The sequence below is a fragment of the Pseudomonas sp. Mn2068 genome (genome assembly GCF_049319725.1).
In the GTDB taxonomy this organism is placed as follows: Bacteria; Pseudomonadota; Gammaproteobacteria; order Pseudomonadales; family Pseudomonadaceae; genus Aquipseudomonas; species Aquipseudomonas gingeri.
The window spans coordinates 307193-326634 of sequence record NZ_JBMOUG010000007.1; the positions used below are offsets into that span (position 1 = coordinate 307193).

Genomic DNA, 19442 nt, shown 5'->3' on the forward strand with positions numbered 1-19442 from the left:
CATGGCGAACATCAAGGCAAAAGCAGACGTAGTGATTGTAGGTATGGGCTGGACCGGGGCGATCATGGCCAAGGAGCTCACCGATGCAGGACTGCATGTGGTGGTACTTGAGCGCGGCGCCGACCGTGACACGCAGCCTGATTTCGCTTACCCGAAAGTGGTCGATGAGCTTGAAGGTTCGGTACATCGCCGGTACCTGCAAAGCTTGTCCCAGGAAACCGTCACCGCGCGGCACAACCTGACCTCCACGGCTGTGCCGTATCGGCAGATGGGCTCGTTCAAACCGGGCACGGGTGTCGGCGGGGCAGGTAGCCACTGGTCTGGCTGCCACTTCCGCGCGCTGCCGGAAGACTTCAAGTTGCGCAGCAATACCGAGCAGCGCTATGGCGCCAAATTCATTCCCGACGACATGACCATCCAGGATTTTCCGGTCAGCTACGAAGACCTCGAACCGCACTTCGATCATTTCGAACACGTGTGTGGCACGTCCGGCAAGGCCGGTGTGATCCAAGGGGTGAAACAGGCGGGCGGCAACCCGTTCGAAGGGTCGCGCTCGCGTGAGTTCCCGCTGGGCCCGAACCGTGATTACCTTGGTGCAGAGATGTTTTACGGTGCGGCCCGCGAGATGGGGTGGGACCCGTACCCGATCCCTGCGTCCAATGCATCGGCGCCTTACGTCAACCCCTACGGCTGCCAGATGGGCCCGTGCAACGCCTGCGGTTTCTGCAGTGATTACGGTTGCCTGAACTACTCCAAGGCCAGCCCGAACATCAGCATCTTGCCGGTGCTGCGCCAGCGCAAGAACTTTGAACTGCGTACCCATGCGCAAGTGCTCAAGGTCAATCTCGACAGCGATGGCAAGAAGGCCACTGGTGTGACGTACCTGGATGCCCAGGGGCGTGAAGTGGAGCAACAGGCCGACCTGGTGCTGCTCTGCGCATTTTCGTTGTTCAACGTGCACTTGATGCTGCTCTCGGGGATCGGCAAACCCTACGACCCACTGAGCGGTGAAGGCACCATCGGGCGCAATTACTCCTACCAGAACCTCAACCGAGTGGTGCTGTTTTTTGGCAAGGAAGTGCAGGCCAACCAATTCATCGGGATCGGCGGCGCGGGCACCACCATGGACAACCTCAACGGTAACCAGCTGGACAATGCCAAGGCCGGTTTTGTCGGCGGTGGGATCATCTGGGCACGCCAGCCGGGTGCCGGCCCGGTACGCGGGATCAACGTACCGCCGGGCACGCCCGCCTGGGGCACGCAGTGGAAACAGGCGGCCAGCGATGCGTTCCGTCACTCGTTCTACTTCGAAGTGCAGGGCGCCTGCATGTCTTACCGCCAGCACTACCTGAGCCTGGACCCAACCTACAAGGACGGTTTCGGTCGGCCGCTGCTGCGGATGAACTTCGACTGGCACAACAACGAGATCAAGGCGTCGCAATTCCTGGTCGGCAAGGCGTTGGAAATGTCGAAGATCCTCAACCCGACCGCCATGGCCGGCGACGCCAAGAAGCCGGGTGAGCACTACAACATCACCAAGTACCAGAGTACCCACACCTGTGGTGGCGCGATCATGGGCAGCGACCCGAAAACCTCGGCATTGAACCGCTACTTGCAGTCGTGGGACGTGCATAACGTGTTCGCCATAGGCGCCAACGCGTTCCCGCAAAACAACGGTTACAACCCGACCGGCATGGTCGGCGCACTGGCGTATTGGTCTGCCTCGGCGATTCGTGAGCAGTACCTCAAAAACCCCGGCCCGCTGGTTCAGGCATAAGGAGAAAGACCGATGAAAAAGTTTCTCCTGAGCCTGGTTGGATTGGCTGTGGCGGTTTTGGTTGGATTGTTGGTGTTCGCTTTCTGGCCGACACACACACGGGCATTGCAAACGGCACCTGAAGCCGGGCAGGCCGCGTTGATCGAGAAAGGGCGCTACCTGGCTGACGCAGGTGATTGCACGGCATGTCACACCGCCAAGGGGGGGCAACCGTTCGCTGGTGGCTTGGCGATTGCCTCGCCAATCGGCACGCTCTACAGCAGCAACATTACGCCAGACAAAACCACAGGTATCGGCGGTTATTCACTGGAGGATTTTGACCGCGCGGTTCGTCACGGTATCGCGGCCAATGGCAGCAGCCTGTACCCCGCCATGCCTTACCCGGCGTATGCCAAGGTCAACGACGATGACCTGCGGGCGCTCTACGCCTATTTCATGCACGGCGTCACGCCGGTCAATGCCGAGAACCGCGCCAACGCGGTGCCGTGGCCGTTGTCCATGCGCTGGCCGCTGGCGATCTGGCGCAAGGTGTTTGCGCCCGACCCCGATGCGGTGGTGTTCAAGGCCGATGGCTACAAGGACGCCGGGGTGGCACGTGGTGCGTATCTGATCCAGGGCCTGGGCCACTGCGGCAGTTGCCACACACCGCGTGCGGTGACCTTGCAGGAGAAGGCGCAGGATGAGTCCAGTCCGGCCTACTTGTCTGGTGGACCAGTGATCGATGGCTGGCTGGCAGTGAATTTGCGCGGTAGTCCGGCGGACGGCCTGGGCAGTTGGAGCCTCGACGACATTGTCGCGACCCTGCGCAGTGCCCGCAGCGAAACCCATGCAGTGTTGGGTGGTGCGATGGGCGATGTGGTGGTTCACAGCACCCAGAACCTCAACGATAGCGACCTGCACGCGATGGCGGCGTACCTGAAAACGCTGCCTGCCGGCGAGCGTCAGGTATCGGGTTTCAGCGCCGACCCGGCCACCGCCAAGGCCTTGGCTGCGGGTCAGGAGGGCAGCCGTGGTGCGCAGCTGTACATCGACAACTGTGCGGCCTGCCACCGTACCAACGGTCAGGGCGACGCGCGGGTATTCCCGAAAATCGCCGGTAACTCGTCGGTGCTGTCTGAAGATCCGGTGTCGATGATCCGCCTGGTGCTGGCGGGCGGTAAATTACCTGCCACCACTACCGCGCCTTCTGAGCTGGGGATGCCGGGTTTCGCCTGGCGCCTGTCGGATGAAGAAGTGGCACAACTGCTGAGCTTCATCCGCACCAGTTGGGGCAACCAGGCGCCGACCGTCAACGCAGCACAGGTCAAGCAACTGCGGGACACTTTGCCGAAGTCGTCACCTGATGTTTCGCGCACGGATATCGCCAGGCCATAGGCGGTGCGATAGTTGAAGAGGGTGGGCTGACGTGCAAGGCGTCAGCCTTGCCGATGTGGCCAAAACGAAAAAACCGCCAGAAGGCGGTTTTTTCGGTGGTTTCAGAGATTTTTAAAGCCTTCCCCGCAACCTTGTCTGGCTCCACGACCTGGACTCGAACCAGGGACCCAATGATTAACAGTCATTTGCTCTACCAACTGAGCTATCGCGGAATGAGATGTATGTTACTGATATAAAAAGAGAAGTCAAGCCTGGAAAGTGATGCGCGCAAATCGCGACCTATCTCCGGTCAGGGGTCGGGTTATCGGCGGCATCTGACTCGACAGGTACTTTCAGCACTTGCAGGGCGGTGTGGTAAAGCGCCAGTCGCTGGTCTGCGCCATTCGAACCGCCGTTTATGATTTGGGTGATTTCCTCAAAACACCTGTGGTCCGCCAGGTGATTGAGATTGTTGCATTTCCAGAACCAGCCGGCGGACAACGCAGCTCCCGATGGCTCGGCAAGCTGGCCAGGGTTGTCGATCAGGCCCAGTTCGAGTTCTGCATCGCAATCGCGATAGTTATCGCGGAAGGTCAGTTGAATCAGGCCGCGCCCGCGGTATTTCCAGCCGTCTCCCGTATTGGCGAGCCCGTTGCCGTAGCGGGAAGCGTAGGCGATGTTGGCGATCATGTCTGGTTTGTACGCGCATTCATTGGCTGTCTTGCAATTGAAGCGATTTTTCCAGAGAAGCATCAACTGGGCTGCGCTGTAGTCGAGATTTTCGCTCAGTATGCGTAACTGCTCACTTTCATAACCTACCTGGGCGAGAAAGGCGGCGATACGCAGCGGGCTGTCGATTGCATACCTCTGCATGGCTTCATTGAGAGGGGCGATGAACAAGGCGGCGGAGTCGCCCGATTTCGGCAGGATCGCCCGTAATACTTCTAGAGTGATGGTCATCCCTGTTTCCTCTGAGAGTTATGTCTGCACGGTGTTGCGCGGCGGGCTGTCGGTTTTGCTCAACCGCGATGGTGGATGCGATACCGATAACGAATGATGTGGTTGAGATACAGATTGACCGGGCGCGTTTCCTTGGCCGTGCGTGGCGTGTCGTAGTCCGGGCTGGTGTCCTCGACAATGTCGGCGGTGGTTTTGGGGGCAGGGTCGAGGATCCAGCCTGGCGTACCTTCCCCGACTGCCGGCGGCCCTTTCTGGACCAGGGCGGTGTAATGGTGTTCGTGCCCCTGGAAGGCATCGGCCTGCAATGTCCCGACCCGATTGCCGACCGCCCCTTTTCCATCGGAACTCGATGCCTTGCGCGAATCTTTGTCGGGGTCTGTCGAACTATCGGCGCTGACGCCCCGGATGAATCGACCGCGCAGGTCTGGCAGATTGAAATGATCGGCATCCTTGTAGCCATATGCCTGGCCGATCACACCAAACAACTCCGGATAATCCTGACGATTCAATGAGGCGCCGTTACAGAACAACCAACCGGCGCGGGCAAGGTTGGTCCTGATCTGATCCAGGTTGACGCCATCCCCGGAATCGGAGCTGGCCAGGGGACCCGCATAGGGGACAACCGCTCCCACCGGGAAACAATCATTCATGTCCATGATTGATCGCCTGTGTCGGCTCTTGAGCGGTGGTCGGCATTGCCGGCAGTTGCGCCCCTTGCTGCAAGTACAGCAGCGAGGTCGGTAGCCGTACGGTCCAACGCCGACGTGTGCGCGCGACGTAGTCGGGCTCTGGTCCCTGTAGTTCTTCCAGCAAAAAGAGCGTGCCTTCGGTGACGGGAGTGCAGTGGATATCACCGATCCAGGGCTGGGGGAATTGCAGGGCAAACAGCAGTCGGGCCTCATGCCCCGGAGCGACCGGTATCCGTGCGGTGGCAACGCTGGCTTGCAAGAAGCGCGTGAACAGTTTTTCGGAGGTGGACGCGGTGATGGCAAGAGCGCCCACCGGGTCCTCCCCAACGATCTGCGCTTCGTAATGCCAACCCATTTCAGTCCAGCGCAGTTGTGCCGCCAGGTACCCGGCGTCGGTAGCCGGGGCGGGTGCCAGCAATGCCAGGCAGCCCTGCATCAGGGTTGTACGCTGTATTTCAGTGGTATGCCCGGCGCTGGTACTGGCGATCTGTCGGGCCAGTGCCGCCTGATAGTCATCCTGGGCCTGTTGCCAGGCCTGCTGCAGACGTTCGTAGGTACGCACTTGCCAGGACACCAGCAATGGGTCGCCATTTGTGGTGTCGCGCTTGCAGTTCACTTCGAGCGTCACACCCCAGACGGCGGCGGCCGACATGGCTGTCACGGGAATAGCCCCGATGAGACCTGCGACATGCTGCAGTTCCACGCTGCTGACCTGCGAGACCGGCATCGGCGTAGGTGTGATCACCACGTTGCCCACGCTGGTCGAACTGTTGGTGCTCGGTGTGACGACGGTCAGTACCGCGGGTGTGCTCGTTGTGCCGGGAATAGTCTGGACCTGGCCGGCAACGGCGCAGGTCAGGTTGTGCTGATTGTCCAGGAGGGCAAGGGTCATCTGCCCGTCAACGCCCAGATAACCTTTGGGAACGCTCAGGACGCTCAGGTCACCCACCAGCATCTGGTTGACCGTGACGACCACTCGGCGCGTGTCCGCCGGCGGTGGGGCCATGTCGCTGAGCCCGTATTGTGCGCCCAGGGCCTGATAATTGCTCGGCAGCACATCACTGTAACTGTCGATTGCAGGCGTTGAGTCGGCCAGGGAAAGGGGCGCGCAAAGGGGTGGGGAACAGGACTGCAGAACTTGTTCGGTCCAGCTCTGGGCGGGTTCCTTTATCTTGAACTCCAGCACCAGGCGCCGGCCGATATCCACCAAATGCACCTGCATCAACTTGTCAACCCAGTGATAGATGCCAACCAGACGCTGGTTGCCGGCATTGTCGATCAGACTGCTCCGGCGACGCTCGCAGGCCTGCCGCCAGACATGCCCACGATGCCGGGTCACCCGATCGCCGATATGCCGGGCGGCCTTTTCGGTCAGTTGTTGTATCCGTTGCGAGCGATCCTGCTCTGCCCACGAGGCACCGGCGTTGGCGCCTGTCCAACTGCCGCTGAGGTACTCATTGAGGTTTTCATAGCTCGGTGAGACATCGCTCAGGTTGCGTGCAACCCCTTCGCTGGCCATGACTTCCTGAAGGGCATTGGTGAGGTCGCTGCTGGCGGATGTCTGCTGGCTCTGGTCACGTACGCTTTGCCGCTCGGTGTCGTTGTCGTCGTGCTCCTGGCGATAGCTGCGCGATTGTTCCTGATGTTCCTGGCGCTCATGGGGCATGACGTTGACGACATCGGCCAGTTCCCCCGGGCTATAACCCAGCAGGCACTGGTGCGCGCGCTTCAGCGTGGCCGGTCCCAGTATGCTCCATGTGCTGTCGGTCGCGGGCGCCGCAAGGGCCAGGTCGGTGGTGGTGACGGCGTCGGGAAGTGCGGTGATTGCCGACAGTACCAGTGTCCGTGTCCCGGGGGCTTCGAGGCGGGGGTCGCACTGCTCCAGGCGGTCGAGGAAGTGTCCTGTACGCAATATGTCGATCAACTGCGCTGCGAGACCGGCCTGTTGGCTTGTACCTGTCAGGGCCAGGACAAACAGGCTTTGCCAGACGCTGGCCTGACTGCTGGTCCAGTCCGCGCTGGCGAGGAAATGATCGATCTCTTCACCCAGCAGCAACTCGGTCTGTTTCCAGATATCGGGTAATGACTGTTCGCCGGGGAGTGTGGCCAGCAACTCCAGGCGTAGTGCCGGAAAGCGGTTGATGGGGGCCGGCAGGGTCGAGATATCACTGATGAAACCGCCGAACGCCAGGGCGGCGGCCTGTTTTTCGGCCGTATTGGTGCACTGGCTCAGGCTGGTATAGAGCGGCAGGCTCTCCGGTGACTTGAGGCGGATGAAGCGCAGTTGCATGTCGGCGCGTTCACCCGGCGTGAGTGGATGCAGCCAGATGAAGGGCGGCAGATCCATGGCCTCGTGAGGCATTTCGGTGAATGACTGCCCGTCTTCGTCAATGAGCTCGTGAGGTTGGGCGTCCAGTAACCAGCCACCAATGGCGGTGTTGAGAAACTTGTCATGGCTCAGGGGCAGGTTGCCTATCAGGTGCGCTTCCCCGGGGGCGATATCCAGTGTCAGTGTGACTTCTATGTTGCCTACCTTTTTTTCCACCCAGCGCTCCGGGTGAGCAGGGGTTCCGAGCTGGAAGGGGTATGCTTCGTTGAGGTTGCGGTAGAGGATCTGACCACTGACTGAGGTCTTGTCATCGCCCACGATCCAGGAGATTTCCAGCTCGATACCGCCGCGTGCGACGATTTTCCATGGGGACTGTCGGTGCGCCATCTCCACCGCTTCGTTGTTGCTCATGGTGTGCTCCTGCAATAAGTCCTGGGCAGCGGTTTGGGCCAGTTGTCCTGACTCCGAAGGCATGGAGAGGGCGGCTGGCGCCGTGCATGAGAGCGCTGTCCGGTATGGGCTGTCCTTTTGATGCGTTCAGTTGTCTTGAGGCGGCCTGGTGTCGCCGGCTTTGGCCTCATCGCCCTGGGTGACCTGTGTCAGCCTGTACGTGGCCTCGTCCGCCACTGCCGAGCACAAAAGCGTTGCGTTGGCGGAGGTCGGGCTCAGTTCGGGTGTCAGGATGCTGACCTTGGTTTTGTTCGAAGTGACGATGGCATACGCGCGCCATCCGCCACTGTCCGGATCGGTCGGGTGAGTCGCCTGGCCACCGGGCGGTAGCGTCAGCATGGTCAGTTGATCCTTGTCGTCGGCTATCAGGTAGGTCACCTGGGCGTCCGTAGTGTCGGCGGTGAGTGTCAGTTTTGTCGGGTCGGCCATGTTGTTCATTCCTGCCAGAAGGCGTAGGTGTCGGGCATCATCGGTGATGCCTGCGGACTATCAGGTTGATGATGGGGCTGGTATTGCCCTGGTGTGTCCGGGTATCGATCAGAAGGTCGCTGTACCACTGCTTGATCGGTACACGGGCGGTGGTGACCCCATTGACGAGGGCCACGACTTCCATGCCCGCTGCGGCCAGCAGAGTGCTACGACTACTCGGCAACTCGAATGTCCTGGCGAAAGGACTGCGCAGGAAGCGGACTTCAAACCGCACGCTGCCCGCACACTGGTTGTACAGCTCGATACCTTCGGCGGTGCCTGGTGCTTCGTCGTCGAGACGGAACTGGTAGGTATCCCCCCGGGCTTGCATCTTGGCGACCAGACGTCCCGGTTTTGCCGGCGGATGCGCGGGAGCCATATGGGTCACGCAAGTGTTTTCATCGGTGAAATAGGCTCGGATATCGATGCCACTGCCCTCGGGATCGGGAATCGACAGGCCGGCACCGGCACCGAGCCAGGAGTCCCAGATCAGGCAGTTTTCCTGGTAGAACCTGAGCTGCACGGCACAAAGACTGCGATTGAGAACCCTGAGAGCGGACGTCCGAGCGTGTAGAGTCACGGGAATTATCCTGGCGGCAAGGCAGCCATAAGGGCGATGTGCCATTATGGCTGCTTCTGATGCCTGCTTAGCCGGTGATGGTCAGCGAGTAATAGTCGCGCTCAAGGATCGAACCGTTGGTGACGGCGGTGACGGTGGCTTTAGGACTGGAGGTCACCAGTGTCTCGGTGGTGACACCGTTGATCACGGCATAGATGTAGAACGTGTTGCTGATGTCCAGGGTCTGGTTCTGGCCACTGTCGTTCACCACGATGTTTTGCAGCGGCTTGCCATCTTTGAGGATGGTGAAGGTTACCGGATTGATGCAGGTTTTCTGGAAGCTCAGCTGGTTGGAGACGTTGCTCGGGAATTCAACCACATCGAACTCATAGGTTCCCTGAGCCTTGACCTGCAGGACTTGCGCCAGGAAGCCCATGCTGCCTGACACATCCAGTGGTGCAGAGGTGTAGGTGTTGCCTTCGATCAGGGTGGTAGCGGTGATCTGGTAGGTGTCGCCCACTGGGACGGTTTGCATGGCGTTCGGTTGGATGGCCGGCAGGTTGGAAATGATCTGCTGACCCTTCTTGACGACGTACTGGGCATCGAACTGGGTCTGGTTGAGCAAGGTAATAGTCATGAACAGCTCCTGGGTGTGGGCTTGGCCTTCGCCCGAATGGGGTTGGGTGGCCTGTGCAACGTGTCGGTTTCCGGTTCCAACACACTTGAAAACCGGGTTGTCAGTTTTGTTGTGTCAGCGCAATCCTGGCTCAGGATCGGTGCTCTGGAGGCCTGGCCGGTTGACGGAAGTGACTTTCGGGTAAGGAGGGGGCCCAAGTCCTTAAGCGCCCTGAAATCGGGCTGAAATTTTCTGAAGATCGATGTTCGCCCTGGCTCGAAGGGGCAGAGGCTCGAGCAGGTTGTTTACAGGGAAGAAAATGACGCGCGACTACCGATTTGGACGATTTGAAGTTCGCCCAGCCGAGCGGAGGTTGTATGTCGATGGCAGTCCCATTGTCTTGGGAACTCGTGCTTTTGATGTATTACTGGCCTTGATCGAGCGCCGCGAGCGCATGGTGACCAAAGGCGAGCTGCTTGAGCTGGTGTGGCCGAACCTGTTCGTCGAGGAAAACAACCTGCAGGTTCAGGTTTCGACATTGCGCAAGGTGTTGGGAGGACAGGCGGTGGTCACGGTGACTGGCCAGGGCTACCGCTTTGCAATGGTGGTGGAGGAACCGCCTTTACCCTCTGCCGGGGCCGTTGATGCGCTTGTGCCAAGCCTGCCCGCGGCGCTGCGAAAACTCATGGGGCGGGATCGAGAGCTCGTCGATCTGCTGGAGCTCGTCCAGGCTTACCCGCTGGTGTCTGTCGTCGGGGCGGCGGGGATAGGCAAGAGTGCATTGGCGCTGGCGGCGGCCCACCAGTTGAAACCTGCCGTCTGGGTCGAGCTCTCCGGTGTCACCGATCCGGAGCAGTTGGTGCAGACGATTGCGCGCGCTGCGATGCTGCCGATCCGAACCGATGAGCCACTGGGCGAATTACTTCTGGCCCTGGGCCCCCTCGGGGCCGTGCTGGTCCTTGATGGCGCCGAACATCTGCTGGAGGCCATCGCCCGGTTCGCCGGGGCCGTTGGCAAGAAAGCGCCTGGAGTTCGATTGCTGATTACCAGCCAGGCCGCGATCAGGGGCGAAAGCGAGCGGGTCTTTCGGCTCGCAGGCCTGTCGGTGCCCGGCACCGATGTGTCGGCCCACGAAGCCATGCAGTATGGGGCGGTGAGCTTGTTCGCCGACCAGGCACAGGCGGTCGACCGTACCTTCAGGGTCACCCCCGAGAATGTCGCCGCCGTGATTTCCGTGTGTCGGCAGCTCAACGGCATGGCCTTGCCGATCAAGTTGGCTGCCGCCAGGTTGCCCTTGCTCGGGGTGCGAGGCGTGGCATCGCGGCTGGGGGAACGTCTGGGGATGTTGAACGGTCTCCGGCGAGGTGGCGGCGGTAGTCGCCAGCAGACCGTTGGTGCGGGACTCGACTGGAGCTATAGCCTGCTCTCTACCCCGGAGCAGACCTTGTTGCGTCGCTGCGTGGTGTTTGTCGCAGGCTTCACCCTGGAGTTGGCGACGGCGGTATGTGGTGAGATCACGCTGGATAAATGGACCGCGATAGATGCCCTGGATGCCCTGGTGGATCGATCGCTGGTCGAGGTTCAGGACGGTCCGGTCCGGCGTTACCAACTTTGCGAGTATGTAGTCGAGTACGCCAGGGCCAGGTTGCACCAGGCGGGGGAAACAGAGCTTTTGCGTCATCGGCACGCGTTGAGTTGCACCGAGTTGATGATCCGGGCGTATGAGGCTTACTGGGACTGCGGTGACAAGTATTGGCTGGAGGACTATGCAGCGGACACCGACAACGTCCGGGCGGCATTGGACTGGAGCCTGGAACACCAGCCGGAACTGGCCTTGAGGTTGCTTGGTGTATCCGGCCCGCTGTTCTTCCAGCAAGGGCTGGTCAGTGAAGGTCGCCAGCGTTTTCTTGCGCTTGAGTCCGTTGCCCTGGCACTGGATCGGACTCTTGTGCTGGAGGCTTCACCCTTCGAGCTGGAGACACTGCTGGCCAGGTACTGGCTGGAGTTCAGTCGGCTGCATGCGGGGAACGGCACATGCCGTTCGACGGATTTTGCTCCCCGGGCACTGGCGTTCTATCGCTCGCTGGATGATCCGCGTGGGGTTTTCCTGGCGCTGTGTCGAGCCATGGACTGTGCGTTCCTGCCATCTGGCGAGGCACCTTGCATTCTCGAGGAGATTATCGAAATCGAGTCTGCCGACTGGTCGCCTCGACTGCGGGCCGAGCGACTGATTGCGGAAGTCAGCCTGTACCAGCGTTGCGAGCAACCCGAAGAAGCCTGTTTCGCCCTGGAGTCCCTGCACCTGTTGGCGCTGTCGGCAGGGCTGGAAAGCATTGAGCGGCTGGCACTCAATGCCCAGGCCAAGCTCAACCTGGCCAGGGGCGAGTATGAGCGTGCCCTGCAGCGCAGTCAGGCATTGTGCCGCCAGCGTGGTATCCATCGAAACATCGTCCTGCCACATGCCTTGGCCACGATGGCGATGGCTTTGCTCTCGCTGGGCAAAATGCGCGAGGCGCGCAAGGTGCTGGTGGACTTCGTGGCCGAGTCCAGGCGCCTGGGCTGGGAGTGGTTCGGTCTGTATACCGATCTTTTTGTCTGGTTGGCGGCACTGGAGAACCGGCTCGCCGCTGCCGCCCGCCTGATGGGGTATGCAAAGCTTGCCTATGACGCCGCGGGGGCACGGGATTTCGGCACGACAAGAATCCGTGTGCGCAACTCGCATATGATCTTCAAACGCCTGGACAAACCATTCATTTCCCGACTGATGGTCGAAGGCGCCCGCATGGACCGTGAGATGTTCTGCACTCTGGCATTGTCCAGGCAATCCGTCGAGCAGGTGATGCCGACGGCATCCGAACTGGAGGATTGAGCGCCGGGTGTCAGGCGAAACACGGGTTGCTTTGACTTCCGAAAGTCGAGGTATTAACTTCGCGACTTTTTACCCGCGACTCCCGACGTTCGCGGGCACGCGCACTCTATTGTTAAGGAAGGGCACGATGGCCGAAATGGCACAGCAGGACGATTTGTTCCAGGTAGACAAGCGGCTCTCCCTCAAGCCCGTGACGGACTTCAATGCCTTCCTGCTCCAGGCGTTTGCCGATGGGCCGTGCCAGTGCATGCGCTGCGTGGACGCGGCGGGTAGCGAGAGCGGTTATGCCTTCCAGCACACCTTCGAACTGGGCAAGGTGGTCAACCGCCAGTTCGCCAGGACCACCCCGAGCGAGGTCCTGCTGGTGCTGAAGAAGGCCTGGCTGTCGTTCTTCAAGACCGACCTGGAGGTTCCCGGACTGCTGGACCTCCCGGCAGTACAGGAGTTCGTCAAACCCGAGTTGCATATTCGCCTGCGTCCGTTGTTGCTGGCTTGCGGCCTGATCGAGGAGCGCGAAGGCGGGTGGATGTTGCAGGCGGTTGCGGAATAGCGCGTCATGGGCGTCCTTGCCCTCTGCATGCTGTTTGATTACTGAACGACCAGGGTGAAGTAGCCGCTTTCCAGCGTGGAGGTGTCCTGCACTGCGCTGATGGTCGCGTTGGGATTGCTGGTCGAGACGGTAGCCGTGGTGATCCCGTTGATGATGGCATAGGCGGAAAAGGTATGGCCGATGTTCAGTGTCTCGACCCTGAAAGAATCGCTCACCACCACGTTTTGCAGAGGTTTATCGTCCCTGGTCAGGGTAAATGTCACCGGGTTGAGGCAGGTTTTCTGAAAGCTCAGTTGGTCAGCCACCGGGCTCGGTGATTCGACGACCTCGAACTCATAGCTTCCCTGGCTGGGCACCTGGAGGACCTGAGCGAGAAAGCCCATGCTGCCGCGTATTTCCAGCGGGGCCGAAACATAGGTATTGCCGTCGATCACCGTGCTGGCATTGACTTGGCGAGTGTCATCCAAGGGGACGATAAGGGTTGCATCGGGTTCCAGCCCCGGTAAACGGGCGATGATCAGATCTCCCTGTTTGACGACAAACTGGCTGATATAGCCGGTCTGATTGTGCAGTGTGATGGCCATGAAGAGCTCCTTGGGAACGGGACAGCCGGAAGTCCGTGCGGCTTCGGCGCAACGAAGCGTAGAACATTAATCTCTACTTAACCCGCGCCCCTTCAAATAGCGTATCTTTTCCCTCAACCCTCCTTTTCAGTTGGCGTTTCCGATGTTCAGGTTTCGATTGATCTTGACCCTGGTGCTCAGCCTGATGCTGCCGATCTTCGGTAGCGTGGCCGCGGCCGCGTCTTTTGCCGAACCCTGCCCGATGCCACTGATGAGTCATGACGGCTCGGCAATGAGCCATGCCCCCTGCTGCAATGACATGCAGCACGGCACCGTCTCCAAGTCGCCATGCAAGTCGGGGGAGGAGTGCAAGATCGGCGGCCTGGTCCGGATCCTGAATATCGGCACCTTCTCTTCGCTGCCACCGTTGCCGCTCACCCTGCCAACGCCCACCGTGCTCCAGTCCGAGCCGGCCGACCTGTGGCGCCCTCCGCGTTACGTCTGATGCCCTGATGTTCATTCCACGTTCCCTGTAAAGGGCGCGGGGGCCTGTGTGTGCGCCTGTGACGGCGGACACCTCGATCATCTGCATTGGAGACGAACGCATGTTCGCTTTCATTCCCTCACACCGCCTGCTGGCCGGTGTGATCGCTGTTGTCCTGGGCGCGAGCCCGTGGCTGGCCGTCCAGGCCGAGCCCCTGAGTTTCGAGCGGGCACAGCAACTCGCCGAACATACCGCGCCGGAGAACCTTGCCCGCATGGCACAGGTGCAGTCGGCGCAATCTTCCGTCGGGCCGGCCGATGCGCTGCCCGATCCCAAGCTGATGCTGGGCATCCAGGACCTGCCGATCCAGGGCTCCGGTCGCTATTCGTTCAACGGTGACTCGATGACCGAACGGCAGATCGGGCTGCGCCAGGAAGTTCCCAACAGCGACAAGCGCCTGGCCCGCAAGAACCTCGCCCTGGCGTCCGTCGACGTCGCCGAGGCCGAGCAGCGCGCGGCCCTGCTGGAGGTCAAGCGGCAAACCGCACTGGCCTGGCTCGGGGTCTATTACGCCGAGCGCAGCGTGAGCCTGTTCGATCAGTTGGACCATCAGGTCGCCTTGCTGCGCACCACCACCGCCTCGCGCATCGCCGGTGGCGGTGCCCAGGCCGGGGATCTGCTGCAGGCTGACCAGGAAGCGCTGAGCCTGGCGGATCGTCGCGACGAGCTGGTGCAGAACATCGCCGTCGCCCGAGCGAAACTGCGCCGCTGGATCGGTGCCGACGCCGATCAACCGCTGCAGGACGGGCCACCGACCTGGGCGCCAATCCTGCCCCACAGCCAACACACCCTGGGTCGTCATCCGGACCTGCAAGCCGCCACCGCCCGGGTCGGCGAAGCCAATGCCGAACTGGCCGAGGCCATCGCCGAGAAGAAACCCGACTGGGGTGTCGAGCTGGTATACGGCCATCGCGACCGCCAGTTTGGCGGCGACATGGCGTCGTTGCAGTTCACTTTCGACCTGCCACTGTTCGTCGGCTCCCGCCAGGGGCCGCGAATCAATGCCCGGCAACACGCGCTCGAACAGCGTGAAGCCGAGCAGGAAGTGATGTTGCGCGAGCATCGGGCCGAACTGGAAAGTGGTCTGGCCGAGCTCGAGCGCCTGAAAAAAGCCGTCGAACGTTCGCAGCAATCGTCGATTCCGCTGGCCAGCCGGCGCAGCGACCTGGAACTGGCCTCCTACAAGGCCGGGAAAAGTCCATTGAACGCGGTGATCAGCGCGCGCCGCGAACTGATCGAAGCCCACCTGCGCGAGATCAGTCAGCAGGCCCAACTCGGCCAACTGTCCGCCAGCCTCTATTTCGCCTATGTGGAGGGCCTCAAATGAAGACGCTCGCTTATTCCGTACTGACCCTCGCGCTGGCGGGACTGGGTGTTGCCGGTGGCTACTGGCTCGGCCACGGCGGGACCGCGATGTCCGCCACCACCGATGCCGGCAAGAAGGAACGCCCGGCGCTGTACTGGTTCGACCCGATGTACCCGACCCAGCATTTCGATGCCCCGGGCAAGTCACCGTTCATGGACATGCAACTGGTGCCCAAGTATGTCGATGCCGCCGAGGACAGCACGTCCATCAGCGTATCGCCGCAACTGGCGCAGAACCTCGGCATGCGTACCGCCGCGGTGGTTCGCGAATCTCTGCCCGGCGGCCTGGAGGCCGTCGGCGCGCTGGCCTACAACCAGCGCGACGTGGTCAACCTGCAAGCCCGTGCCGCCGGTTTTGTCGAGCGGGTCTACGATCGCGCACCCGGCGATGTCCTGCAGGCCGGCGCACCGCTGGTGGATCTGCTGATCCCGGAATGGTCCGCCGCGCAACTGGAGTTTGTCGCGGTACTCGCCACCGGTGACAGCCGGCTGGTCCAGGCCACCCGCGAGCGCCTGCGCCTGCTGGGCATGCCCGACGAGGTGATCGCCCAGGTGGCGAAGACCCGCAAGGTCCGTCCGGTGCTGACCCTGTCCACGCCGATTGCCGGCGAACTGCAGAGCCTCGAAGTGCGTGCCGGGATGACCGTCTCCGCCGGGATGAGCCTGGCGCGCATCAATGGCCTGTCCAGCGTCTGGCTCGATACTTCGGTGCCGGAGGCCCTGGCTTCTTCGGTGGCGGTGGGCGCGCAGGTCGCGGTGGCGTTGTCGGCTTATCCCGGTCGTGGGGTACAGGGCAAGGTGCTGGCGATCCTGCCGGGGGTCGATGGGCAGAGCCGTACCCTGACGGTGCGCAGCCAGTTGCCCAATACCGACGGCAGCCTGCGTCCCGGCATGTTTGCCTCGGTGCGCTTCGCTGCGACCGACCCGCGTCCGAGCCTGTTGATCCCCAGTGAAGCGCTGATCCGTACCGGCAAGCGCGACCTGGTGATGCTGGCCGGGGACAAGGGGCGCTACAAACCGGTGCAAGTCCGTACCGGACGTGAGTCGGCAGGGCGCATCGAAGTCCTCGAAGGCCTCACCGAAGGGCAGCAGGTGGTGACTTCCGGCCAGTTCCTGCTGGATTCCGAAGCCAGCCTGCAAGGCCTCGCCGAGCCGCAGGAAGCGACGTCCGCCACGCCATCGATGAACGCGATGGAGGGCATGAAATGATCAAGCGCCTGATCCACTGGTCCATCGGCAATCGCTTCCTGGTGCTGCTGGCGACCCTGTTCATCGTGGCGTGGGGTATCTGGTCGGTGCGCAACACCCCGCTGGATGCGCTGCCGGACCTTTCCGATACCCAGGTGATCATCCGCACCAGCTTTCCCGGGCAGGCACCGCAGATCGTCGAGAACCAGGTCACCTACCCGCTGGCCAGTACCATGCTCTCGGTGCCGGGGGCGAAGACCGTGCGTGGTTACTCGTTTTTTGGCGACTCCTTCGTCTATGTGATTTTCGACGACGGCACCGACCTGTACTGGGCCCGCTCGCGGGTGCTGGAGTACCTGAACCAGGCCCAGGGACGCCTGCCCAAGGGGGTGACCAGCGCCCTCGGGCCGGATGCCACCGGGGTCGGCTGGATCTACCAGTACGCCCTCGTGGATCGCAGTGGCCAGCATGACCTGGCGCAGTTGCGCGGGATCCAGGACTGGTTCCTCAAGTACGAACTCAAGACCGTGCCCAACGTGGCGGAAGTCGCCACCATCGGCGGCATGGTCAAGGAATACCAGGTGCTGCTCGACCCGCAGAAGATGGTGGCTTACGGGATCACCCAGCAGCAGGTCGGCGAGGCCCTGGGCAATGCCAACCAGGAAGCCGGTGGTTCGGTGCTGGAACTGGCGGAGCGCGAATACATGGTGCGCGCCACCGGGTACCTGAAGACCCTGGATGACTTTCGCAATATCCCGCTGAAGACCTCGGCCACCGGCGTGCCGACGCTGCTCGGGCAGGTCGCGACGATCCAGCTCGGCCCGGAAATGCGCCGGGGAGTCGCCGAACTCGACGGTGAAGGCGAGGCGGTGGGGGGCGTCATCATCCTGCGTTCGGGCAAGAACGCCCACGAGACCCTCGAAGCGGTCAAGGCCCGTCTCGCCGACCTGCGCTCCAGCCTGCCGGCGGGTGTCGAGCTGGTGACCACCTATGATCGCTCGCAACTGATCGACCGGGCGATCCACAACCTGAGTTTCAAGCTGCTGGAAGAGTTCGGCGTGGTGGCGCTGGTGTGCCTGGTGTTTCTCTGGCACCTGCGTTCCTCGCTGGTGGCGATCATCACCTTGCCGCTGGGGGTGCTCATGGCGTTTATCGTCATGCGCATCGAAGGCGTCAACGCCAATATCATGTCCCTCGGCGGTATTGCGATTGCCATCGGCGCGATGGTCGATGCCGCCGTGGTGATGATCGAGAACGCCCATAAACATATCGAGGCCTGGCAAGTGCGACACCCCAGCCAGAAGCTGCAGGGCGAAACCCATTGGCGGGTGATCGGCGAGGCGGCGGCGGAGGTCGGCCCGGCACTGTTCTTCAGCCTGTTGATCATCACCCTGTCGTTCCTGCCGGTGTTCACCTTGCAGGCCCAGGAAGGGCGGTTGTTCGGTCCGCTGGCGTTTACCAAGTCCTATTCGATGGCGGCGGCGGCGGGCTTGTCGGTGACGCTGGTGCCGGTACTGATGGGCTACTGGATTCGCGGGCACATTCCCACCGAGCAGCAGAACCCGCTCAATCGCTGGTTGATCGCGGCTTATCGGCCCGTGCTGGAAGCGGTACTGAAATGGCCGAAACTGACCCTGGCGCTGGCGACCGTGATCTTCCTGTCCAGCTTCTGGCCGTTGAGCCAGCTGGGAGGCGAGTTCATCCCGGCGCTGGACGAAGGCGACCTGCTCTACATGCCCTCGGCGTTGCCCGGCCTGCCGGTCAGCAAGGCGGCGCAACTGCTGCAGCAGACCAACCGGATGATTCGCAGCGTGCCGGAAGTCGAGCATGTCTTCGGCAAGTCCGGGCGGGCGGAGACCGCCACCGATCCGGCGCCGCTGGAGATGTTCGAGACCACCATCAAGTTCAAGCCCCGTGACCAGTGGCGGCCGGGCATGACCCCGGAAAAACTGATCGAGGCCCTGGATCAGGCGGTCAAGGTGCCGGGGCTGTCGAACCTCTGGGTGCCGCCGATTCGCAACCGTATCGACATGCTCGCCACCGGCATCAAGAGCCCGATCGGGGTCAAGGTGGCCGGTACTTCCCTGGCCGATATCGATGACATCGCCCACCAGATCGAGAGCGTCGCCAAGCAGGTGCCCGGCGTGACCTCGGCCCTGGCCGAACGCCTGACCGGCGGCAGCTATCTCGATATCGGGATCAATCGCCTGGCGGCGGCACGCTACGGCTTGAGCATCGCCGATGTGCAGGCGGTGGTCTCCGGGGCGGTAGGTGGCAGCACGGTCGGCGAGACGGTCGAAGGTGTGGCGCGCTATCCCATCAGCCTGCGTTATCCACGGGAATGGCGCGACAGTCCCCAGGCCCTCAGGCAATTGCCGATACTGACCGCTGGCGGCCAGCAGATCACCCTGGGCGCGGTGGCCGATATCGGCGTGAGCGCCGGGCCGCCGATGCTGCGCAGCGAGAACGGGCGCTTGTCCGGCTGGATCTATGTCGATGTGCGTGGCCGTGACCTGGCGTCCACCGCCCGCGACCTGCAACAGCAAGTGGCGCAGCAGGTACAGCTCAAGCCGGGGATGACCGTGTCCTACTCCGGCCAGTACGAGTTCCTGGAGCGGGCCAATGCGCGGTTGATGTGGGTGGTGCCGGCGACCTTGCTGATCATCTTCGTGCTGCTGTACCTGACCTTCGGGCGCTTCAGCGAAGCGGGGCTGATCATGGTCACGTTGCCGTTCGCCCTGTCGGGCGGGGTGTGGTTGCTCTATCTGCTCGGGTTCAACCAGTCGGTGGCGACCGGCGTGGGCTTTATCGCCCTCGCCGGGGTGTCGGCGGAATTCGGCGTGATCATGCTGCTGTACCTGAAGAACGCCTGGGCCACGCGGTTGGAGGAGGGGCGGGATGACAACGCCGGCCTGCTCGAGTCCATTCGCGAGGGCGCGGTGCTGCGGGTGCGGCCCAAGGTGATGACCGTGGCGGTGATCATCGCCGGCCTGCTGCCGATTCTCTGGGGCAGCGGCACCGGCTCCGAGGTGATGAAGCGGATTGCCGCGCCGATGGTCGGCGGGATGATCACCGCCCCCCTGTTGTCGATGCTCGTGCTGCCGGCGGCGTATTGGCTGATGAAGCGTCGGCGCTAGGCCATGAAAGCGTTCCAACGCTCTG

Annotated in this window: 15 protein-coding genes and 1 tRNA gene; 8 read left to right on the forward strand and 8 right to left on the reverse strand. The window is 62.0% G+C overall.

Annotation, left to right across the window (positions count from 1 at the left end; genetic code table 11):
• Window position 1 precedes the first annotated feature (1 nt).
• On the forward strand, window positions 2-1777 hold the full coding sequence (locus ACL9RJ_RS18355) for a GMC family oxidoreductase (protein WP_042937110.1): 1776 nt from the start codon (window positions 2-4) through the stop codon (window positions 1775-1777).
• A gap of 12 nt (window positions 1778-1789) precedes the next feature.
• Window positions 1790-3151 (forward strand): cytochrome c, encoded by a 1362-nt coding sequence (locus ACL9RJ_RS18360; protein ID WP_017129461.1) that lies wholly within the window; start codon window positions 1790-1792, stop codon window positions 3149-3151.
• A 136-nt stretch (window positions 3152-3287) separates the two neighbouring features.
• Here the strand turns inward: ACL9RJ_RS18360 and ACL9RJ_RS18365 are convergent.
• The 7 genes from ACL9RJ_RS18365 to ACL9RJ_RS18395 form a co-directional block, all read right to left on the reverse strand.
• Window positions 3288-3363: transfer RNA gene (locus ACL9RJ_RS18365), tRNA-Asn, on the reverse strand.
• 67 nt (window positions 3364-3430) lie between these two features.
• Window positions 3431-4090, reverse strand: coding sequence for a glycoside hydrolase family 19 protein (locus ACL9RJ_RS18370; protein ID WP_017129460.1), 660 nt, complete (start codon window positions 4088-4090; stop codon window positions 3431-3433).
• A gap of 59 nt (window positions 4091-4149) precedes the next feature.
• Complete coding sequence (locus ACL9RJ_RS18375) at window positions 4150-4746, reverse strand: phage tail protein (protein ID WP_158683279.1); 597 nt, start codon at window positions 4744-4746, stop codon at window positions 4150-4152.
• Window positions 4733-7519, reverse strand: coding sequence for a hypothetical protein (locus ACL9RJ_RS18380; protein ID WP_422765532.1), 2787 nt, complete (start codon window positions 7517-7519; stop codon window positions 4733-4735). The genes ACL9RJ_RS18375 and ACL9RJ_RS18380 overlap by 14 nt, the downstream gene beginning before the upstream one ends.
• 126 nt (window positions 7520-7645) lie before the next feature.
• Entirely contained in the window at window positions 7646-7987 is a 342-nt protein-coding gene (locus ACL9RJ_RS18385) for a hypothetical protein (protein ID WP_017129457.1), read from the reverse strand.
• A 37-nt stretch (window positions 7988-8024) separates the two neighbouring features.
• Entirely contained in the window at window positions 8025-8606 is a 582-nt protein-coding gene (locus ACL9RJ_RS18390; RefSeq protein WP_146049236.1) for a hypothetical protein, read from the reverse strand.
• Window positions 8607-8673: 67 nt separating this feature from the next.
• Window positions 8674-9222 (reverse strand): hypothetical protein, encoded by a 549-nt coding sequence (locus tag ACL9RJ_RS18395; protein WP_017129455.1) that lies wholly within the window; start codon window positions 9220-9222, stop codon window positions 8674-8676.
• A 298-nt stretch (window positions 9223-9520) separates the two neighbouring features.
• Here ACL9RJ_RS18395 and ACL9RJ_RS18400 point away from each other — a divergent pair, with 298 nt between their 5' ends.
• Together ACL9RJ_RS18400 and ACL9RJ_RS18405 are read left to right on the forward strand one after the other, a co-directional pair.
• Complete coding sequence (locus ACL9RJ_RS18400; protein WP_017129454.1) at window positions 9521-12070, forward strand: ATP-binding protein; 2550 nt, start codon at window positions 9521-9523, stop codon at window positions 12068-12070.
• 127 nt (window positions 12071-12197) lie between these two features.
• Window positions 12198-12620: a hypothetical protein gene (locus ACL9RJ_RS18405; protein WP_017129453.1), complete on the forward strand. Its 423-nt coding sequence runs from the start codon at window positions 12198-12200 to the stop codon at window positions 12618-12620.
• A 38-nt stretch (window positions 12621-12658) separates the two neighbouring features.
• Here the strand turns inward: ACL9RJ_RS18405 and ACL9RJ_RS18410 are convergent, their stop codons facing one another.
• Window positions 12659-13204 (reverse strand): hypothetical protein, encoded by a 546-nt coding sequence (locus ACL9RJ_RS18410; RefSeq protein ID WP_177118795.1) that lies wholly within the window; start codon window positions 13202-13204, stop codon window positions 12659-12661.
• A gap of 142 nt (window positions 13205-13346) precedes the next feature.
• On the opposite strand from ACL9RJ_RS18410, the gene ACL9RJ_RS18415 reads away from it, so the two are divergent.
• The 4 genes from ACL9RJ_RS18415 to ACL9RJ_RS18430 all read left to right on the forward strand — a co-directional run bounded on the left by ACL9RJ_RS18415 (window position 13347) and on the right by ACL9RJ_RS18430 (window position 19417).
• Window positions 13347-13688, forward strand: coding sequence for a hypothetical protein (locus ACL9RJ_RS18415; protein ID WP_017129451.1), 342 nt, complete (start codon window positions 13347-13349; stop codon window positions 13686-13688).
• Between the two features lie 100 nt (window positions 13689-13788).
• Window positions 13789-15054 (forward strand): TolC family protein, encoded by a 1266-nt coding sequence (locus tag ACL9RJ_RS18420; RefSeq protein WP_177086669.1) that lies wholly within the window; start codon window positions 13789-13791, stop codon window positions 15052-15054.
• A complete protein-coding gene (locus ACL9RJ_RS18425; RefSeq protein WP_178990812.1) occupies window positions 15051-16301 on the forward strand; it encodes an efflux RND transporter periplasmic adaptor subunit in 1251 nt (416 codons plus the stop codon). The genes ACL9RJ_RS18420 and ACL9RJ_RS18425 overlap by 4 nt, the downstream gene beginning before the upstream one ends.
• Complete coding sequence (locus tag ACL9RJ_RS18430) at window positions 16298-19417, forward strand: efflux RND transporter permease subunit (RefSeq protein WP_422765533.1); 3120 nt, start codon at window positions 16298-16300, stop codon at window positions 19415-19417. The genes ACL9RJ_RS18425 and ACL9RJ_RS18430 overlap by 4 nt, the downstream gene beginning before the upstream one ends.
• Window positions 19418-19442 lie beyond the last annotated feature (25 nt).

What these genes read in the sequence shown, in the direction of transcription:
- ACL9RJ_RS18420 (WP_177086669.1), top strand. Translation starts at nt 13,789, where the DNA reads ATGTTCGCTTTCATTCCCTCACACCGCCTGCTGGCCGGTGTGATCGCT.
- ACL9RJ_RS18370 (WP_017129460.1), bottom strand. Translation starts at nt 4,090, where the DNA reads ATGACCATCACTCTAGAAGTATTACGGGCGATCCTGCCGAAATCGGGC.
- ACL9RJ_RS18395 (WP_017129455.1), bottom strand. Translation starts at nt 9,222, where the DNA reads ATGACTATTACCTTGCTCAACCAGACCCAGTTCGATGCCCAGTACGTC.
- ACL9RJ_RS18355 (WP_042937110.1), top strand. Translation starts at nt 2, where the DNA reads ATGGCGAACATCAAGGCAAAAGCAGACGTAGTGATTGTAGGTATGGGC.
- ACL9RJ_RS18430 (WP_422765533.1), top strand. Translation starts at nt 16,298, where the DNA reads ATGATCAAGCGCCTGATCCACTGGTCCATCGGCAATCGCTTCCTGGTG.
- ACL9RJ_RS18410 (WP_177118795.1), bottom strand. Translation starts at nt 13,204, where the DNA reads ATGGCCATCACACTGCACAATCAGACCGGCTATATCAGCCAGTTTGTC.
- ACL9RJ_RS18400 (WP_017129454.1), top strand. Translation starts at nt 9,521, where the DNA reads ATGACGCGCGACTACCGATTTGGACGATTTGAAGTTCGCCCAGCCGAG.
- ACL9RJ_RS18415 (WP_017129451.1), top strand. Translation starts at nt 13,347, where the DNA reads ATGTTCAGGTTTCGATTGATCTTGACCCTGGTGCTCAGCCTGATGCTG.
- ACL9RJ_RS18360 (WP_017129461.1), top strand. Translation starts at nt 1,790, where the DNA reads ATGAAAAAGTTTCTCCTGAGCCTGGTTGGATTGGCTGTGGCGGTTTTG.
- ACL9RJ_RS18375 (WP_158683279.1), bottom strand. Translation starts at nt 4,746, where the DNA reads ATGGACATGAATGATTGTTTCCCGGTGGGAGCGGTTGTCCCCTATGCG.
- ACL9RJ_RS18380 (WP_422765532.1), bottom strand. Translation starts at nt 7,519, where the DNA reads ATGAGCAACAACGAAGCGGTGGAGATGGCGCACCGACAGTCCCCATGG.
- ACL9RJ_RS18405 (WP_017129453.1), top strand. Translation starts at nt 12,198, where the DNA reads ATGGCCGAAATGGCACAGCAGGACGATTTGTTCCAGGTAGACAAGCGG.
- ACL9RJ_RS18425 (WP_178990812.1), top strand. Translation starts at nt 15,051, where the DNA reads ATGAAGACGCTCGCTTATTCCGTACTGACCCTCGCGCTGGCGGGACTG.
- ACL9RJ_RS18385 (WP_017129457.1), bottom strand. Translation starts at nt 7,987, where the DNA reads ATGGCCGACCCGACAAAACTGACACTCACCGCCGACACTACGGACGCC.